Below are 16,035 nucleotides of genomic sequence, written 5' to 3' on the forward strand. Positions count from 1 at the left end.
GCTATGGTAATTGACAGCCCACTGCTTAAAGAGTGTGGCAAATAGCAAAATGAGATACACTTTTAATTAAACTCATAATGACTTCGCCTAACTCCATCTAAATTGACTGTTACCCAGACCCATTCCTATCAGTTTCGAGAGACGCTGGGGTTTGATCCCTAGCGATCGCGATCCTTGTTTTCCTTAACCCTCCTACCTCGATTGATTCTGCGACTATGACAGCTACCATCGTTCCAAACCCCCTTCTAATTGGCGCGGGGCTTCCGCCCTTTGACAGCATTGAGACCGCCCATATCGTGCCGGGCATTGCCACCCTGCTCAACGACCTCACGGCAGCTCTAGAAAAGCTAGAGGCCGAGGTGCTGCCCACCTGGGAGGGCCTAGTTGAGCCCCTCACCCGCATCGAAGAGCGCCTGGGCTGGAGCTGGGGCATCGTCGGCCACCTGATGGGAGTCAAGAATAGCCCCGAGCTGCGCGCCGCCTATGAAGAGGTGCAGCCCGGCCTGGTGCAGTTTGCCACCCGCCTGGGCCAGAGCAAGCCGCTCTACAACGCCTTTAAGCAGCTGCGGGCTAGCCACGAGTGGGCCAGCTTTGACCCCGCCCAGCAGCGCATTGTTGAATCCTCCCTGCGCGAAGCCGAGCTGTCTGGGGTCGGGCTAGAAGGGGCCGAGAAAGACCGCTTCAACGAGATTCAGCAGGCTTTGGCGGAGCTGACCACCAAGTTTTCTAACAACGTGCTTGACGCCACCAAGGCCTTTAGCCTGACGTTGACCACGGCAGATGAAATTGACGGGTTGCCCCCCAGCCTGCTGGCCCTAGCGGCTCAGCTGGCCCGCGACGCTGGAGAAGCGGGGGCCACACCCGAGGCTGGCCCCTGGCGCATCACCCTCGACTACCCCAGCTTTGGCCCCTTTATGCAGCACAGTCGCCGCCGCGACCTGCGTGAGCAGCTCTACCGGGCCTTTGTCACCCGCGCCTCCGAGGGCGATCTCGACAACAGCCCCAACATCGAGAAAATTCTCGAACTGCGCCACGAAATGGCCAACCTGCTGGGTTACGACACCTACGCCGATCTCAGCCTGGCCCGCAAAATGGCCCCCTCGGTGGAGGCGATCGACAAGCTCATGGGCGAGCTGCGGGTCGCCAGCTACGACACCGCCGTCAAAGAGCTAGAGGAACTCAGCGCCTTCGCTCAAGCTAAGGGGGCCGCCGAAGCCGAGGATCTGACCCACTGGGATACCGCTTTCTGGGCCGAGCGCATTCGCGAAGAAAAATATGGCCTCAATGACGAAGAGCTGCGCCCCTACTTCCCCTTACCCCAGGTGCTCGACGGGTTGTTTGCCCTGGCCCACCGCATTTTTGATGTCACCATTGCCCCTGCCGATGGCGAAGCTCCCGTGTGGCACCCCGATGTGCGGTATTTTCGGGTGAATAACAGCGGCGGAGAGGCGATCGCCCACTTCTACCTCGACCCCTACAGCCGCCCCGCCGAAAAGCGCGGTGGGGCCTGGATGGATGACTGCATCAACCGGGGCAAGATCAACGGCCAGGTGCGTCTGCCCGTGGCCTATCTGGTGTGTAACCAGGCTCCTCCAGTCGATGGCAAACCCAGTCTGATGACCTTCAGGGATGTGGAGACCCTGTTCCATGAGTTTGGCCATGGCCTCCAGCACATGCTCACCAAGGTGGACTACACCGGAGCGGCGGGCATCAGCAATGTGGAGTGGGATGCGGTGGAGCTACCCAGCCAGTTTATGGAAAACTGGTGCTACCACCGTGACACCCTGCTCACCCTGGCTCGCCATGTCGATACCGGTGCGCCCCTGCCCGAAGACCTGTATCAAAAGATTGTGGCGGCCCGCACCTTTATGACCGGCAGCGCCATTCTGCGCCAGGTGCGCTTCGGCTGGACAGATATTGAGCTACATCATCGCTATAGCCCCGGCAACGGCGAGACCGTGCGGCAGGTGAGTCAGCGGATTGCGGAGCAGTCTTCGATTCTCAAGCCCCTGCCAGAGGATGCTTTTCTCTGTGCCTTTACCCACATCTTTGCCGGGGGCTATGCGGCAGGCTACTACAGCTATTTTTGGGCCGAGGTGCTGAGCGCCGATGCCTTTGCGGCCTTTGAGGAGGCCGGATTGGAGGACGAGGGGGCGATCGCAGATACGGGTCGTCGTTTCCGCGATACGGTACTGGCCCTGGGCGGCAGTCGCCACCCTATGGAGGTGTTTAAGGCCTTTCGCGGGCGCGAACCCAGCACCCAGGCCCTGCTGCGTCACCGGGGCTTGGTCGCCGCCTAGCGCTAGGTCTGCCTAGCTATAGGTCTAGGGTGGCCGACACAATGCCATATTCTGCCGTGGGTTTGAGCGTAAACTCAACTAGCTGGCAGAGGCGCTGCATACCGTCGTTTTCGGCTAAAACTTCGCCGGTAATGCGCTGTAGCCCTTCGGCACGGGCCACGTCAACCAGGCGGCTGAGCAGCTCGGTGCCGATCCCCTGGCGCTGGTGGGGGTCGGCCACCAGCATGGCAAACTCAGCCTCGGGCAGGCCATGCTTTTGGGTGAGGCGAGCGACCGCGAGAATTTTTGGGTCAGGGTCGGTGACTTCGGCCACCAGGGCAATCTCGCGATCGTAGTCGTTGAAGCAGATGCGAACGAGGCGATCGTGGGCGACACGGGTGCTGTACTTCATGGCGTGGAAGTAGCGCAGGTAGGCGCTGTGCTCTGACACCCCCTGGTGAAAGTCGATGATCAGGGGCTCGTCTTCGGGGCGAATGGGGCGAATGGTGATGCCGTCGCGCCAGGGCCAGACATACTGGGTCGGGTAGGGGCGAATAGCCAGGCGGGAGGGTGGGGTAGCGGGGTCTCGCAAAATGACCCGGGCATCTAGGGCCAGCAGGCCACTGGGGGAGGCCAGAAGGGGGTTGATGTCGATGGAGGCGATGTCGGGCTGCTCGGCGACCAGCTGGCTAAAGCGCACCAGCATCTGCTCTAGCTGGTCGAGATCTACTGCCGCCCGCCCTCGCACCCCCTGCAGGGCTTTGTAGATCAGAGTTTGCTCGATCAGGCGGCGAGCTAGGGTGCTGTTGAGGGGAGGCAGGGCGATCGCACTGTCCTGAAACACCTCTACCAGTTGCCCCCCGGTGCCAAACAGCAGCACCGGGCCAAACTGCGGGTCTTGACTGCTACCCAGAATGAGTTCGTAGCCATCGACCCGGATCATCGGCTGCACGGTGACCCCCTGAAAGTGCTCGGCTCCGGCTTTTTCGGCCACGCTGGTGTGGATGCGATCGAAAGCACGGGCGACGGCGTAGCTGCTGTCGAGGTTGAGCTGCACGCCCCCCACGTCAGTTTTGTGGGTGAGGGTGTGGCTGTAGAGCTTGAGCACTACGGGGTAGCCAATACCGTCGGCAGCGGCGATCGCCTCTTCTACTGTCGCCGCAATCTTGGTCTCTACCACCGGGATGCCGTAGGCCGCCAGCACCGCCTTCGAATCGGCCTCGGCCAAAAGGGCGCGATTTTCGGCCTGATTTGCTTGCAGAATTTTGGCCACTGCCGCCCGATCTACCCCATGGTTTAGCGTTAGCGAGGGCGTTTCGTAGAGACCTTTCAGCGCATAGTTGTGCTGCCACAGCAGGCCAAACAACCGCGCCGCCTGGTCGGGGTAGCGGTAAGTGGGTATGCCCGCCTGGTTGAGAATGTCTTCCCCCGCGTCCACCTCAGCCCCGCCCATCCAGCTGGCCAAAATCGGCCGGGTCGAGCCGCTAGCCTGCCAGGTCTCGACCACCGCCTGGGCCGTTTGGGTGGGGTCAGTCATGGCCTGGGGGGTGAGCACCACCAGACAGCCATCGCTGCCGGGGTCGGCCAGGGTAGTTTTTAGCGCCTCGGCAAAGCGCGCCGGCTCTGCATCGCCCAGAATATCGATGGGGTTGCCGTGGCTCCAGTGGGTGGGCAGGGCAGCGTTGAGCGCATCTAGGCTAGCGCTGGACAACTCCGCCAGGGTGCCCCCAGCGCGGATTAGCGCGTCGGTAGCCAGCACCCCTGGCCCCCCGGCATTGGTGATAATGCTCAGGCGCGGGGAGCGCGGGCGCGGCTGTTTAGCCAGCACTTCGGCGGTGTCAAATAGCTCTTCGATATGGTCAACCCGCAGCACCCCAGAGCGACGAAAGGCCGCATCCAGCACGGCATCGCTGCCGGTCAAAGCGCCAGTATGAGAGGCCGCCGCCTGAGCCGCCGCTGCGGTACGCCCCGCCTTGATCACAATGATCGGTTTGCTCAGAGCTACCTCCCGCGCCGCCGATAAAAACGATCGCGCATCGCCAATCGACTCCATATAGATCACAATGCTGTGGGTGTGGGGGTCGTCGCCCAGGTAGTCGATCAGATCGCCCCAGCCCACATCCAGCATCGACCCCAGGGAAATAAACGCGCTAAACCCTACATTCTCCCGCAGGCTCCAGTCCAGAATGGAGGTGCACAGTGCTCCACTCTGGCTAATAAAGCCGACATTGCCCGGCTGCGCCATTTGGCTGGCAAAGGTGGCGTTGAGCCCCGTCAGCGGGTTTTGAATGCCCAGACAGTTGGGGCCAATCAGCCGCATGTGCCCCTGGGCTATGGCTTTAATCTTGCGCTCCAGCTCAATGCCCTCGGGGCCAATTTCTTTAAACCCCGCTGAGAGAATGATCGCCCCCTTCACCCCCGCCTCTACACAATCTTGTACGACCGCAGGCACCCCAGGGGCCGGGATGGCAATGATGGCGAGATCAGGCACTTCGGGCAGGGAGGAAATGCGATCGAATGACTGGATGCCCAGCACGTTCCGCCGCTTGGGGTTGATCGGGTACACCGTGCCGCCAAAGGGATGGCTGATCAAATTCCACAGCACCGTGCGGCCTACGCTGCCGGGGCGTTCTGTTGCTCCAATGATCGCCACTGAACGGGGCGCAAAGATCGGGTCGAGGGGGTGACTCCCGGTTTTCCAGAGATCCGTCACCGGATCGGGGCAGGTCGACATGGTTTAGTCCTTACGGCGGAATGCACGGGCGGGGAATTTTGGCGTCTGGCTTGGTGATATAGCAATTTATCCTGCGATCGCAGGCAGCACAACCTCTGTCGTCATGGTCGGCGGATGGGTGAGAGTATTGTGAATAATGCAGGCATCCACCGCTCGCTCTAGCCCCTGTTGATGACGAGGCTCTAGGGCTATGGGACTGGTGATCCGAATGCGAATATTGTCGATGTGGACAGGGTTTTCGGTCTTGTCGGCGGTGACCGAGATCTCTAGACCTTTTGGGTCGAGGTGGCGGGTTTCTAAATATTTCACGGCATAAAACCCTACGCAGGCCCCTAGGGACGACAAAAACCACTCTGGCGGAGTCATACCTTTGTCTTCACCGTGGCTATCTAGAGGCTGATCGCTAAGAATTTTGTGCCCTCGACAACTGGCTTGAAATTTGACACCATCTTGGTAAACGATTTGAACGTCCACGGCAGTCTCCTGATAAAAGGATGGGCTTAACTCTTAAGCGGCAGTTAAACTACAGTTTCAAAATGTTTAGAGGCAGTGCTGTTTAGAGTCATCGCTGTTTAGAGTCCGCGCTCAACAAATTCAGGGGTACGGGTTACGCTTAGCGCCTTTACCTAGGGAAAAAGTCAGTTGGTCGGGCTAACCTCAACAGCAATGAATTGGCCAAAAGATCGTTGCAATACTGGCAAGCCCGACCTTAAGGAGTTTTAATTTAGTCCTTATAAAGCCTCGGTTGACCACCCAAAAAATCGCTGTTTTCTTGACGTGAAAACCTTTAATCGCCTAAAGAAAATAAAAGTGAGCAGATTAGCCAGTGTCTCTAATGCATACCTCTGCCGTTGCTTGACTTATATTACTCTTCGATCTTAGTTGACTATTTTTTGGCCTCAAAGCATTGTGGGAAAAACTTAAACTTGTGAAGCTTTCCTGATGGGCTTCAGCCGCAACCATCAGGGAGTAAATTCCCTGTCTCATAGGAAAAATCTGGCAAAGTAAACCGTAGCAGATAGCCCATATCTTGGCTGTCGGCTAACGGGGCCAGATTCTAGAGGTGGCGGCGGCTCGACCCAGGTATTGGGGGCGCAGGTGCTGCCAAACGGCCACAAACCACCGCCGGGCTGCCTGGCTCGATGGCCCTCGGTAGCGGCAGAGTAGACCGGTTTGGAGGCGAGTGACGCCCACGCTGCCGGGGGCATCGACCGGCCAGAGCTGACGTAGTATGGCTACTTGGGCCGGGTCAGGATGGTAGCCCACCAGGGCAAAGCTACCCACCACCGGGTTTCCGGCTAGCCCATTGGGGCTGTGCAGAGGTGCGCTGCCCCCTGCCAAGTGCTGGCGATCGATCCACAGGGGGTAATTCCCTTGCCAAATTTCGAGGTGCGATCGCCACTGCCCCTGCTCAAAGGTCTCCCCCCGCGCGCTGCGGCCAAAGCGGGTGATCTCCCAGCCTGCCCAGATGGCCCCAGGGGCTAGATTAACCCGCAGCCCCTGGCGGTAGTGAGCCTGGTTAAACACAATGGTTTCCTGGGGCATCCACTCTAGGCAACTGTCGGCAGCCAGGCTGATCTCTACCTGCTGGGCGGTAGCTGCATGGGCATGGCTGCCGTAGACTTTGCCAGCGGCAGCAGTGGTGATCAGGACTTGGCTACCCTGGGCGGCGGTCACCGCGATCGCCAGACTGTCACCCCCCACCAGGCCACCAGCGGTGTGCACCAATACGGTATGGCAGAGGCGATCGCCCTCGGGGTAGAGCGGGCGCTGCACCCGCAGTGGGGCGCGAGTATAGGCCTCGGTAGCTACACAGCGATCGCCCTGCATTGCATAACCCAGACGAGCAATGCCCTGCCAGCCCGGCTGATCAGACCGCAGTTGCCCTGACGATAGTTGTCCTGAAGACAGTTGCCCTGACGACAGTTGCACCATAGCGCCCTAGCGTAGATAGCTCTCCGGCACCGAAAACTCCGATCGCCCTGTCTGCACCCGCAGATTTTGACAGCGCAGCAGTTCATTGACAGTGAGCACCTGCCGTCCTTCCAGGGGGGGCACCGCCTCAATGGCCCGAATGAGGGCTTCTGCCGCCGCCGCTTGCCCGTAGCCCCGCCGCTGAGCCACCTGCACCGCTTTGTCGTCAGCTGTAATATCGACCTGGGGGCCAGTTACCCCCCGCCAGATCTGCCAGCCCGCCAGAGCGGTGACGCTGGCCGCCGTCAATACCCCCACCGCATCGCCCTGGAGTAGCTCAACAAAGCCTCCAGCCAGCCCCGCAGCGGCTAGCGCCTGGTACCAGTTAGGCTTTAGCACATTGGCCAGGGTCACCCAGCACACCGTGCGCAAAAACAGTAGGTCGCGCTCGGCGACGGGTAGCTGCTGCCAGCGTTCAAAATTAATCGAGACGGTGGAGGCCTGCTGCCACGGGCGCGGAAACTCGGCCTTGATAACGTCTAGCTGGCGCTCATTGAGCATGAGCTTGGTTTTCATGCGGGCGGTGGCGGGCATCAGCTCCCGCAGGCGGCCAATTTCTGCGTTGGGGTTAACCACGGCCATGTCATCCCAAAAATCATCCCTAAGCCTACCATCTCAACCACGACCGTGGCCGGGCCAGCTAGCGCAGCCCCAGCCAGGCCCAAAAGGTTTGCCCTGTCACTAGCTCTAGCAGCAGCAGGGCCACAAACCCAACCATGGCAAAGCGACCATTGATGCGCTCGGCATAGCGGTTCCAACCAAAGCTAGGGGTGGGGTCGGTAGCAGCCTCTAGAGATGCTTCTGAAGATGCCTTTGGGGCCACAGACCCCGACTGAAAATCGTCGGTCATGGGGGTGGGGTTGGATGTGGGTTAGTGCAGATGCATCTTATCCCAAATCTGCATCACATAGCCCCGACGTCTCAAGAGGCCAACCCCAGGATGGTGGCCCAAACCAGCCAAAGGCTGGTTTGTTGCTGCCCGAAGATGCAGGCCCAGTGCCCCTACAGAAGGTATTTATCTTTCCCAGCGATCGCCTAAACACCCTCTCTGAGGCATAGCCAAGGGTCACTTACCTCCCTTGTCGGACTTCTCGATGGTGCGTACAGGAATGCCTTTCTCTAAAAACTTCTTCAGGGCGGTGGTAAATTCTTCCTCTGCAGTTTTGGGCGGCACTGGGGTAACCAATGACTTGCCAAACAGCTTTTCGTTTGTCCACACGACAAAAATAAACAGCAGAACAATTCCAAGTTCCATAAGCTTGTCTGTGACCTAGTTTCAGGACTTTAAGGCGGCAGGCGATCGCAGGGACACACAGGGTTAACGTAGCTTCAGCAGTGACTACAGAGAGCCCGTCCGGCATTCCGGAGACAGGGTTGCCCAAACTATACCCAAAGTTTTTGGAATGGAGGCGTTGAGATGGTAGGCTCGGCTATTTTGCCGATCGCGGCAGACACAGCCGCCACTGGTGACCCGACTCACCCTCGGCGTCTAGGGTAGCGTTGAGATGGGGCACGAGGCGGGCGGCGAGCCGACGCCGAAACTCAGGGGAGAAGCCCGGTATCTCTGGGGCTGGGTGCTCAGCCGGGTTGGCCCCCAGGTGCAAAACGACATCGCCACTGGCAGGGGCGTCTGCCACGGTCAGACTAATTTGAGGACTACCCTCATGCAGCGCCGCCTCAATCAGCATCACCAGCACCTGCTCTAGCCAGGCGGTATCGGTCTGCACCGTCAGACTCTCATCCAATGGGCTAAGGGCAAAACGGCATTGGCGATTGATGCACTGCATTTCAATCAGGCGCTGCACCCGAGTCAAAATCGGGGCGAGAGCGGTGGGCCGGGGCTGGGGCGTGAGGGTGCCAATGTCGAGCTTGGAGAGGGTGATCAGCAGGTCGAGATTTTTTAGCACCGTTTGAATGGCCTGGTTGGCCTGGCCAATAAACTCTCGCTCTTCGGCGGGGCTTTCGCACAGGTCTTCGAGAATGAGCTGGTGCAGGCTGATGATCTGGTTGATCGGCGATCGCAGCTCGTGGGAGGCGGTGCCCAAAAAAGCGCTCTGGTGCTGAAACTGGTGCAGGAGGCGATCGTAGGCCAGCTGTAGCGCCGCTAGGTCGGTGAAGTCGTTGCCCTGGGGGTAGTGCATGGGGAGATGGGGTGGAACTAGGGTGAAGGGTTGTCAATGGTGGGAAGGGTGACTGCGCCCGATCGCAGCACTTGCCACTCTCGCCCTTGCCACTGGGCCACGGTAGAGGGCAGCCCAGACCCCTGGGGGCGATCGAGGGCAGGCATTTCGCGACCTAGTTCTGCATAGATATCAGCTAGGGCGGCTGGGGATAGGGTAAATACCTGGGGGAAGCTGGTTGCGATCGCCGTCATGGTCTCTAGGGGTGGATCGCCCGAGCGGTTGGCGCTGGTAGTGGCCAGGGGGCCGGTTTGGTTCAACAGATGCAGCGCCAGGGCATGGGCAGGCACGCGCAGACCGACAGTACCGGTATTTTGGGGATTCATGGCGGCGGGTAGGCGATCGCTGGCGGGCAGCACTAGAGTCAGAGCCCCGGGCCAGTAGCCTTCTGCGGTGGCACGCCACTGGGCTAGTTCAACCCCACTGCCGGTGACGTAGGGCAGCAGATCTGCCAGAGATGCGCCCATCAAAATCAGGGGTTTGTCGGGGCTACGGCCTTTGGCGGCATAGATGCGATCGCCTGACTCAGGCCGCGCCGCCAGCGCTGGCACCGTATCGGTCGGAAAGCTCACCAACTCTCCAGACCGCACAGCGGCGACAAACTCAGCTAGAGATACCTGGGGCATGGGGAAAGACTGAAAGATGCAACCGTGAGTCTAGATTAAAGCAAAATACCGATCTCCCCATCCCATCCGCCGATCTGTAACCCGTACCCAAATCGGGTAACACCCCCCCTCCAGCCAACTCTCCGCCTTGGCCACAATGGGGACTGTTGCCCAAGAGATAGCCCCCCGAGCGATTGCCCTATGAACCCGATGCCCGACCACGACACCCCTGTAGAAGCCCTCAATGCCAAGGGCTGCGCCCTATGTGAGCAAGCTCAGTTTCACCAGGCGTTAGATCTGTTTGACCAGGCGATCGCCCTCGACAACCGCTACTGTACCGCCTGGAATAACCGCGCCAATGCCCTCTGCGGCCTCAATCGTAAAGCTGAGGCTTTAGCCGCCTACGACCAGGCCGTGGCCCTCAACCCCCAGTATCACCAGGCCTGGTTTAACCGGGGCAAGCTGTTGACCGACATCGGGGCCTACGGCAATGCGGTGGAGTCGTACAACCGGGCGATCGCCCTATTGTCTGACCCCGTTTACCTCCACGCCCTCCACGACATCTGGCTAAAAAAGCAGCTAATCACCACTGGGTAAGACGAAATCCGCCTTGGCTACCCCCGATTCACCAGGGCAAACAACCGTTTGCCCCTACGGTTTGGCCTTTTGGGAATCGGGGTTATGGGACTCGGATTTGGTAAAAGACGATTCTGGCCGAGAAAATACCGCAGGATTTTGCTTCTTCCCGAATGTGCAGAGCTTGCGCCCCCCGGTGGGGGCAGCGCCTTTTCCAGAAATTTCCTGATCCCCTAGGCCCTGGGCACAGCTGTCGGTACCAGGGGCGCTCTTACCAACAGCCAGTCCTCTACAGTGGCGACAACTGCGTAACCCTCGGGCAAAGGCACGAGGGCAGGGTTGCCCCAGGCATACCCTTCTGGGGGCAGCTGGCTCCAATTATCTAGAGCTGCACCCAGGTGGGGGGTGTAGAAGCTGAAGAGAATGGTCTCGCGATCGCCCGAGGGCCGCACCATATCTATAGTGTTATTGGCCAAAATACTAACAGTGGGCGGTTCACCCAGGCTCTGCACAAAGGCGGGCTCATAGTTGCCAAACAGACCGGTAGCCGAAGCTGCCGCCATGGCCAACCACGGCCCCAGCAGCCAGCCCCACTGCCAGAGGCGCTTTTCGTGGCGGGTGACGTGGCGGTGGCGGTTAAGGGTCATGCGCCAGGGCAACAGCCAGCCCAGCCCTCCCGCTACCCCCAGCCAACCGTAGGGGCGCAGAGCGTCGCCGATCAGTTCGCCTGGGGTCATCAGCAGCGCCACCCCACCTGACATCAGCAAAATGCCAAACACCCCAGCGGCCCAGCTCAGCCCCATCGCCACTCGGTAGCGGTGCGGTGCCCGCGATCGAAACAGCCGCCCCAGGTGGTCGAGCCCCACCGCCGCCAGTAGGGCAATAAACGGATAGATCTGGAGAGAGTAGTACCAGGTGCGGGTATCAAACAAACTCAGCAGCACCAACAGCACCAGCGGGTAGCCCAACCACAGGGTGCGACGGCCCACCGTTGCACTGCGGCCCACCAGCCAGGCCCCCCCCAGGGCAAACCCCACCCAAGGAAACGTGGTGGCCGGAATGTGCCACAGGTAATAGGTCACCGTGGAGGTCGATTGAAAGGCGGCGGCCGTAGGCGAATTGGCCTGGGCCAGCAGCAGCAATTTGCCAAATAGCTGCTGGAGGGGCAGCCAGCCGTAGCGAGCCACGCTGTTCCCCAACCAAACCACGGTAGGAATGGCCCCAAACCCAACCCCCCAGTAGAGACCTCGATTGGTGAGGTGACGGTGGGTCTTGTGGCTGCGCACCAGGTAGGGCAGCAGCGCCAGGGCGGGCAATACCACCATGACGCTCTTGAACAAAAACCCCAGGCTCAGAGCCGCGCCCGCCACCATGCCCCAAGCCATGCGCCGATGAGGCTGGTCTTCGCTGCGGAGCACCGCCCAGATCGCCAACAGCTCTAGGGTGATCAGCCAGGCATCTTGGGTAGCCAGCTTGCTGGTCTGCATCCACAGGGGCATAACGGCAAAAATAGCAGCGCCCCACAGCCCTGCATGGGGCGGCACCAGCCGGGTGCCAATGCGCCAAGTCAGCAGCACCGCCGCCACCGAGGCCACTATACTGGGCAGCCGCGCCGCCAGCTCGCTGATGCCAAACCAGTGATAGCTCAGGGCAATCAACCACTGGAGGCCAATGGTGCGATCGTACAAAGGCTGCCCCCACCAGCCCACGGTGATCCAGTCGTTGCGATCGAGCATCCATCGGGCCTGCTGGGCGTAGTAGCCCTCATCTTGGGCCATCAGGGTTTGCTGGGGGCTATTGATCCACAGCAAGAGGCCTACCCACAACAGCAGCCATAGACCTGGCTGCCGACCCAGATAGCCCAGACTGCGGTTAACGTGCCGATAAACTTCCTTAGGTATCATTGGGTTAACAGCCCCTGCTCAAGCATCCAAGTAAAGAAGCGATCGCCAACGACTGGCTCAAGTGAGCCGCTGCGATCTGCTTCCACCCCAGGTTTAGCGTTCTATAGTAGTGTCATTCTTAGCTGTCGGGCGACAGCTGGTCTCATCTTTAACCAAGCTGCCTCAAGATCTGTCTTTAACTCACTTCCCATGCGCTCTCGCCGCCGTCGCCAGGTCAATTCTCAAATTCCTGAGGTCAACCTCGTCCCCATGATGGATGTGCTGATGACTGTGCTGACGTTTTTCATCATTATTTCTATGAGTCTGACCGGTCAGCAGTTGCTCAATGTGCGTTTGCCCCAGTCGGTAGAAGGAGATGGGGCCGTCGAAGAAACTCAGATCGTCCAGGTCGATGCCCTGGTGGTGGGCCTAGACAAAGACGGGAGAACGTTATTGGATAACGAACCCGTCAACTTCAATCAGCTCAGCCAGGAGGTGCGGAGCTATTTTGCCCAAAACCCCAACGGCAAGCTGGTGCTCAAGGCCGATCGCGAGCTGACCTACAGCGAAGTGGCTGGGCTGTTGACCGACCTGCGGGCGATCGGCGGCAATCGCGTCTCTCTGGCGGTGGAATAAATCGGCCAATTCACCCATCGGGCTGCCGCCATGAAGGCGAATACCGGCCATAGTTTCTACTACGCTTTCATCCAATCGAGGCATTTTTGCATGTGCTGAGCCATGGTGGCTTGGTCGGCGTGGTGGCGGCGACCGTGGCCGGGTAGCACCCACTCAAAGTCGTAGGCAGCGAGTTTTTCCATCGATGTCACCTGCTCAGGCCAGGAGTACCAGCAGTGGCGACGAAAAGCGTAGAGCTGTTGCAGCCGCACCGACCAGGCCAGGTGATCGCCCGTAAAGAGGACGCGGTCGTCGTACAGCAGCACCGTATGGCCTTTGGTGTGCCCCGGTACCGGAATAATTGTCAGGTCGGGCGCAAGCTCAACGGGGTCAGCACCCTGGAGCTGAATCTCTACCGAGGCGGTGCCACTGCTGATGTCGTCGGCGTGGAGAATGCGATCGCACCCAAACCGATCGCGAAACTGCTGGTGGTCGGCCACATCGTCGCGGTGGGTGAGGTAGAGATAGCGCAAGCCGCCCATGGCTTCGAGCTGCTTTACCAGAGGGGCGGCAAAGCGCGGCGAATCGACCAGCACATTGCCCTCGGGCCGCTGAATTAAGTAGCTGGCCGCCCCAAAGGACTTTTCGGCATGGTAGCCGCAGTGGTAGACGTTGGCGGTAATGGGGATTGGGAAACTGGCCTGGGCGGCCTTCATAGCTTTGGGCGGCTCTACGGTGCCAATGGAGGCCGTGGGGCAGGCGAGCAAAGCCTGGAGAGCCGCCAGCCGCTCAGTATCGGTGGCGGGCTGGCGGCCCACGGCAGACTGACCATCTTCGCGGGTGAAGATGGCGGGGGCCATCCAGCGGCAGGTGTCGCAGTCAATGCAGGAGCTATCGACGTAGAGGTTGCCCGCTGCATTTTGGGGGCGGCGATCGCGGAGGTGAGCCATGGCGTTTACCCATCGATGCCCTGAGTTTAGCGCTGGCAAGGGGCGATCGTGGGGGGTCAGATAGGCACTACCGAGTCTGCCTAAAGCGGCTGCGCAGCGCGATCGCCACGCTGTTCATGGCAATTAGCACCGCCATCAGCACAATGATGGCGGCGGCAGCGTTGACGTGAAACGCCCGCTGGGGACGGCCGACCCAGTTAAACACCTGAATCGGTAGCACCGTGAAAGGGCTCTGCACCACATCGGCGGGGCAGCGCACCAGATCTAAGGGGTTGAGATAGGGAAACTCCTCGGTGCAGCCGGGGGTAAAGGGCACCAGGGTCAGCGCCCCGATCGCAATCAGGGGTGCGGTTTCGCCGATCGCCCGCGACAGGGCCAAAATCACCCCGGTGAGAATGCCAGACATGGCGGCGGGCAGCACGTGATCCCACACGACTTGCCAGCGGCTGCCGCCCATAGCCAGCCCCGCCAGACGAATGCCCTCGGGCACCGCCCGCAGCGCCTCTCGGGTGGCGACAATGATGATCGGCAGCACCAGCAGGGCCAGGGTGAGCGCCCCAGCCAGCACCGATCGCCCCCCGGTGACAGGCTCCATCAGCCGCACAAAGGCCGCCAGCCCCAGCAGCCCGTAGATGATCGAGGGCACCCCCGCCAGGTTGCTGATGTTGATCTCAATGAAGCGGGTAAACCAGTTGTCCTCAGAAAATTCTTCTAGATACAGCCCCGCGCCGACACCGATGGGGAAGGCAAAGGCCGCCACCAGCAGCATCACCCAAAAGGTGCCCGCCAGGGAGTTGACGATGCCGCCCGTTTCTGGCCTGCGGGAGGGGAAGCTGGTGAAAAATTCCCAATTGAGGCGGCCCCAGCCTTCGCTCACCACATCGATCAGCAGCCAGCCGAGGACGAAGATCGCGATCGCCGTGGCCACCCAGGCGGCGATCTGAAAGAGGCGATCGAGGGCGTAGCGCTGGGGCAAATCGCCGGAAAACTCGCGCAGTTTGACCGCCTCAGGGGGCAGGGGCGACAGTTCAGACGGTGACGAGGCCATTAGTCGTACTTCTCCCGAAAGCGACGGACAAACCAGTAGCTGATAATGTTTAGCGCCAGGGTCATGACAAACAGGGCCATGCCCACTGCAAAGATGGTCTTGTAGGGCAGGGTGCCGTGGGCCGCATCCCCCAGGCTGACCTGCACAATGAAGGCGGTCATGGTCATCACCGGCACAAAGGGGTTAATAAAGCCCAGGCTAGCGTCAATGGGCTGGGGGTTTTGGCCCGCCGCCAGGCTGACAATCATGGTCTCGCCGATCGCCCGCGACACCGCCAAAATAACCGACGCCACAATGCCCGACAGTGCCGCTGGCAGCACCACCGCCTGAATCACCTCGCGCCGAGTGGCCCCCATAGCAAAGGCCCCCTGGCGCAGCTCCTCGGGCACGGCGCTAATGGCATCTTCGCTCAGCGACGCCACCAGGGGCAAAATGCTGATGCCCAGCACCATGCCCGCGCTGAGGGCATTAAACCCCTGCAAAGGCGGAATCAACCCCTGCAAAAACGGCGTCACCGTCAGCAGGGCAAAGTAGCCAAACACCACCGAGGGCACCCCGGCCAGCAGTTCCAGCACGGGCTTGAGCACCTGGCGCACCCTGGGGGCGGCGTACTCGCTGAGGAACACCGCAATCAGCAGACCCAGGGGCACCGCCACCGTCATGGCAATGGTGCTGGTCAGCAGGGTGGCGCTCACCAGCACAAAGATGCCGTAGCCTCCGTTCTTAAACAGCGGCGTCCAGCGATTGTCGGTAAAAAATCGCCCCACAGCATGGAAAAAGCCCGCCGCCCGGCTCGGCGGCGTAATCCCCAGAGCCTCGGCCTGATCAAACACCGTTCGGGGGTCTGCCGCCTGAAGCTGCTCACCGAGAGCCTGAATCTGGCCCTCGGTGGCGTCGGGCAGCAGAGCGGGCAGCTGCTCAACCCACAGATCTTGGCGAAAGAAGGGGTCAAAGAAAAAATCGAAGGTCTCGAAGATCAGCGTCAGCACTATCCCCAGGGTAGTGAGAATGGAGATGGCCGCAAACAAAAAACAGACCACTCGCACAGTGGCCTCAACCCGACGGCTGCGGCGACGGTTGGGCTGCCAGAGACCATCCTGGTTCGGCGGTAGTGAAAATTCGGCGGGCATCGGGGTCAGCACCTCTCTTCGGCACACAGGTACATTTAGTACGCTAAACCGCGATCGCCCA

General features: G+C 60.3%; 15 protein-coding genes. 3 read left to right on the forward strand and 12 right to left on the reverse strand.

The window, feature by feature from the left end:
• Positions 1–215: 215 nt before the first annotated feature.
• Positions 216–2,300, forward strand: coding sequence for a M3 family metallopeptidase (locus AC0QKW_RS11680; protein WP_473151249.1), 2,085 nt, complete (start codon positions 216–218; stop codon positions 2,298–2,300).
• Positions 2,301–2,316: 16 nt separating this feature from the next.
• Here the strand turns inward: AC0QKW_RS11680 and AC0QKW_RS11685 are convergent, their stop codons facing one another.
• The 8 genes from AC0QKW_RS11685 to AC0QKW_RS11720 all read right to left on the reverse strand — a co-directional run bounded on the left by AC0QKW_RS11685 (position 2,317) and on the right by AC0QKW_RS11720 (position 9,793).
• Positions 2,317–5,013 (reverse strand): bifunctional acetate--CoA ligase family protein/GNAT family N-acetyltransferase, encoded by a 2,697-nt coding sequence (locus AC0QKW_RS11685; protein WP_473151250.1) that lies wholly within the window; start codon positions 5,011–5,013, stop codon positions 2,317–2,319.
• Positions 5,014–5,079: 66 nt separating this feature from the next.
• Positions 5,080–5,487, reverse strand: coding sequence for an OsmC family protein (locus AC0QKW_RS11690; RefSeq protein ID WP_473151251.1), 408 nt, complete (start codon positions 5,485–5,487; stop codon positions 5,080–5,082).
• Positions 5,488–6,054: 567 nt separating this feature from the next.
• Entirely contained in the window at positions 6,055–6,948 is an 894-nt protein-coding gene (locus AC0QKW_RS11695) for an urease accessory protein UreD (RefSeq protein WP_473151252.1), read from the reverse strand.
• 6 nt (positions 6,949–6,954) lie between these two features.
• Positions 6,955–7,569: a DUF3318 domain-containing protein gene (locus tag AC0QKW_RS11700; protein ID WP_473151253.1), complete on the reverse strand. Its 615-nt coding sequence runs from the start codon at positions 7,567–7,569 to the stop codon at positions 6,955–6,957.
• A gap of 58 nt (positions 7,570–7,627) precedes the next feature.
• Positions 7,628–7,837 carry a chlorophyll a/b-binding protein gene (locus tag AC0QKW_RS11705; protein WP_473151254.1) on the reverse strand — a complete coding sequence of 70 codons (210 nt, stop codon included), beginning with the start codon at positions 7,835–7,837 and terminating at the stop codon, positions 7,628–7,630.
• A 216-nt stretch (positions 7,838–8,053) separates the two neighbouring features.
• Positions 8,054–8,242 carry a hypothetical protein gene (locus AC0QKW_RS11710; protein WP_473151255.1) on the reverse strand — a complete coding sequence of 63 codons (189 nt, stop codon included), beginning with the start codon at positions 8,240–8,242 and terminating at the stop codon, positions 8,054–8,056.
• 175 nt (positions 8,243–8,417) lie between these two features.
• Positions 8,418–9,128, reverse strand: a complete 711-nt coding sequence (locus AC0QKW_RS11715) for a sensor histidine kinase (RefSeq protein WP_473151256.1) — start codon at positions 9,126–9,128, stop codon at positions 8,418–8,420.
• Positions 9,129–9,145: 17 nt separating this feature from the next.
• Positions 9,146–9,793 (reverse strand): L-threonylcarbamoyladenylate synthase, encoded by a 648-nt coding sequence (locus tag AC0QKW_RS11720; RefSeq protein WP_473151257.1) that lies wholly within the window; start codon positions 9,791–9,793, stop codon positions 9,146–9,148.
• 180 nt (positions 9,794–9,973) lie between these two features.
• Between AC0QKW_RS11720 and AC0QKW_RS11725 the strand changes: the two genes are divergently transcribed.
• Entirely contained in the window at positions 9,974–10,369 is a 396-nt protein-coding gene (locus AC0QKW_RS11725; RefSeq protein WP_473151258.1) for a tetratricopeptide repeat protein, read from the forward strand.
• 212 nt (positions 10,370–10,581) lie between these two features.
• Here the strand turns inward: AC0QKW_RS11725 and AC0QKW_RS11730 are convergent, their stop codons facing one another.
• Positions 10,582–12,252 carry an ArnT family glycosyltransferase gene (locus AC0QKW_RS11730; protein ID WP_473151259.1) on the reverse strand — a complete coding sequence of 557 codons (1,671 nt, stop codon included), beginning with the start codon at positions 12,250–12,252 and terminating at the stop codon, positions 10,582–10,584.
• A 189-nt stretch (positions 12,253–12,441) separates the two neighbouring features.
• Between AC0QKW_RS11730 and AC0QKW_RS11735 the strand changes: the two genes are divergently transcribed.
• Positions 12,442–12,867: an ExbD/TolR family protein gene (locus AC0QKW_RS11735; RefSeq protein ID WP_473151260.1), complete on the forward strand. Its 426-nt coding sequence runs from the start codon at positions 12,442–12,444 to the stop codon at positions 12,865–12,867.
• 59 nt (positions 12,868–12,926) lie between these two features.
• Here the strand turns inward: AC0QKW_RS11735 and AC0QKW_RS11740 are convergent, their stop codons facing one another.
• From AC0QKW_RS11740 to pstC, 3 genes are all read right to left on the reverse strand, one after another.
• Positions 12,927–13,796, reverse strand: a complete 870-nt coding sequence (locus tag AC0QKW_RS11740) for an MBL fold metallo-hydrolase (protein WP_473151261.1) — start codon at positions 13,794–13,796, stop codon at positions 12,927–12,929.
• Between the two features lie 67 nt (positions 13,797–13,863).
• Positions 13,864–14,844, reverse strand: coding sequence for a phosphate ABC transporter permease PstA (pstA, locus tag AC0QKW_RS11745; RefSeq protein WP_473151262.1), 981 nt, complete (start codon positions 14,842–14,844; stop codon positions 13,864–13,866).
• The gene (gene pstC / locus AC0QKW_RS11750; protein ID WP_473151263.1) at positions 14,844–15,974 is read right to left on the reverse strand and encodes a phosphate ABC transporter permease subunit PstC; all 1,131 of its coding nucleotides are present in this window, start codon (positions 15,972–15,974) and stop codon (positions 14,844–14,846) included. The genes pstA and pstC overlap by 1 nt, the downstream gene beginning before the upstream one ends.
• Positions 15,975–16,035: the final 61 nt, after the last annotated feature.

The sequence above is a fragment of the Pseudanabaena sp. PCC 9330 genome (genome assembly GCF_055795045.1).

Bases quoted from the DNA above. Each gene is read 5' to 3' on its own strand.
- AC0QKW_RS11680 (WP_473151249.1), top strand. From the start codon at position 216: ATGACAGCTACCATCGTTCCAAACCCCCTTCTAATTGGCGCGGGGCTT.
- AC0QKW_RS11685 (WP_473151250.1), bottom strand. From the start codon at position 5,013: ATGTCGACCTGCCCCGATCCGGTGACGGATCTCTGGAAAACCGGGAGT.
- AC0QKW_RS11695 (WP_473151252.1), bottom strand. From the start codon at position 6,948: ATGGTGCAACTGTCGTCAGGGCAACTGTCTTCAGGACAACTATCGTCA.
- AC0QKW_RS11700 (WP_473151253.1), bottom strand. From the start codon at position 7,569: ATGGCCGTGGTTAACCCCAACGCAGAAATTGGCCGCCTGCGGGAGCTG.
- AC0QKW_RS11705 (WP_473151254.1), bottom strand. From the start codon at position 7,837: ATGACCGACGATTTTCAGTCGGGGTCTGTGGCCCCAAAGGCATCTTCA.
- AC0QKW_RS11710 (WP_473151255.1), bottom strand. From the start codon at position 8,242: ATGGAACTTGGAATTGTTCTGCTGTTTATTTTTGTCGTGTGGACAAAC.
- AC0QKW_RS11715 (WP_473151256.1), bottom strand. From the start codon at position 9,128: ATGCACTACCCCCAGGGCAACGACTTCACCGACCTAGCGGCGCTACAG.
- AC0QKW_RS11720 (WP_473151257.1), bottom strand. From the start codon at position 9,793: ATGCCCCAGGTATCTCTAGCTGAGTTTGTCGCCGCTGTGCGGTCTGGA.
- AC0QKW_RS11725 (WP_473151258.1), top strand. From the start codon at position 9,974: ATGAACCCGATGCCCGACCACGACACCCCTGTAGAAGCCCTCAATGCC.
- AC0QKW_RS11730 (WP_473151259.1), bottom strand. From the start codon at position 12,252: ATGATACCTAAGGAAGTTTATCGGCACGTTAACCGCAGTCTGGGCTAT.
- AC0QKW_RS11735 (WP_473151260.1), top strand. From the start codon at position 12,442: ATGCGCTCTCGCCGCCGTCGCCAGGTCAATTCTCAAATTCCTGAGGTC.
- AC0QKW_RS11740 (WP_473151261.1), bottom strand. From the start codon at position 13,796: ATGGCTCACCTCCGCGATCGCCGCCCCCAAAATGCAGCGGGCAACCTC.
- pstA (WP_473151262.1), bottom strand. From the start codon at position 14,844: ATGGCCTCGTCACCGTCTGAACTGTCGCCCCTGCCCCCTGAGGCGGTC.
- pstC (WP_473151263.1), bottom strand. From the start codon at position 15,974: ATGCCCGCCGAATTTTCACTACCGCCGAACCAGGATGGTCTCTGGCAG.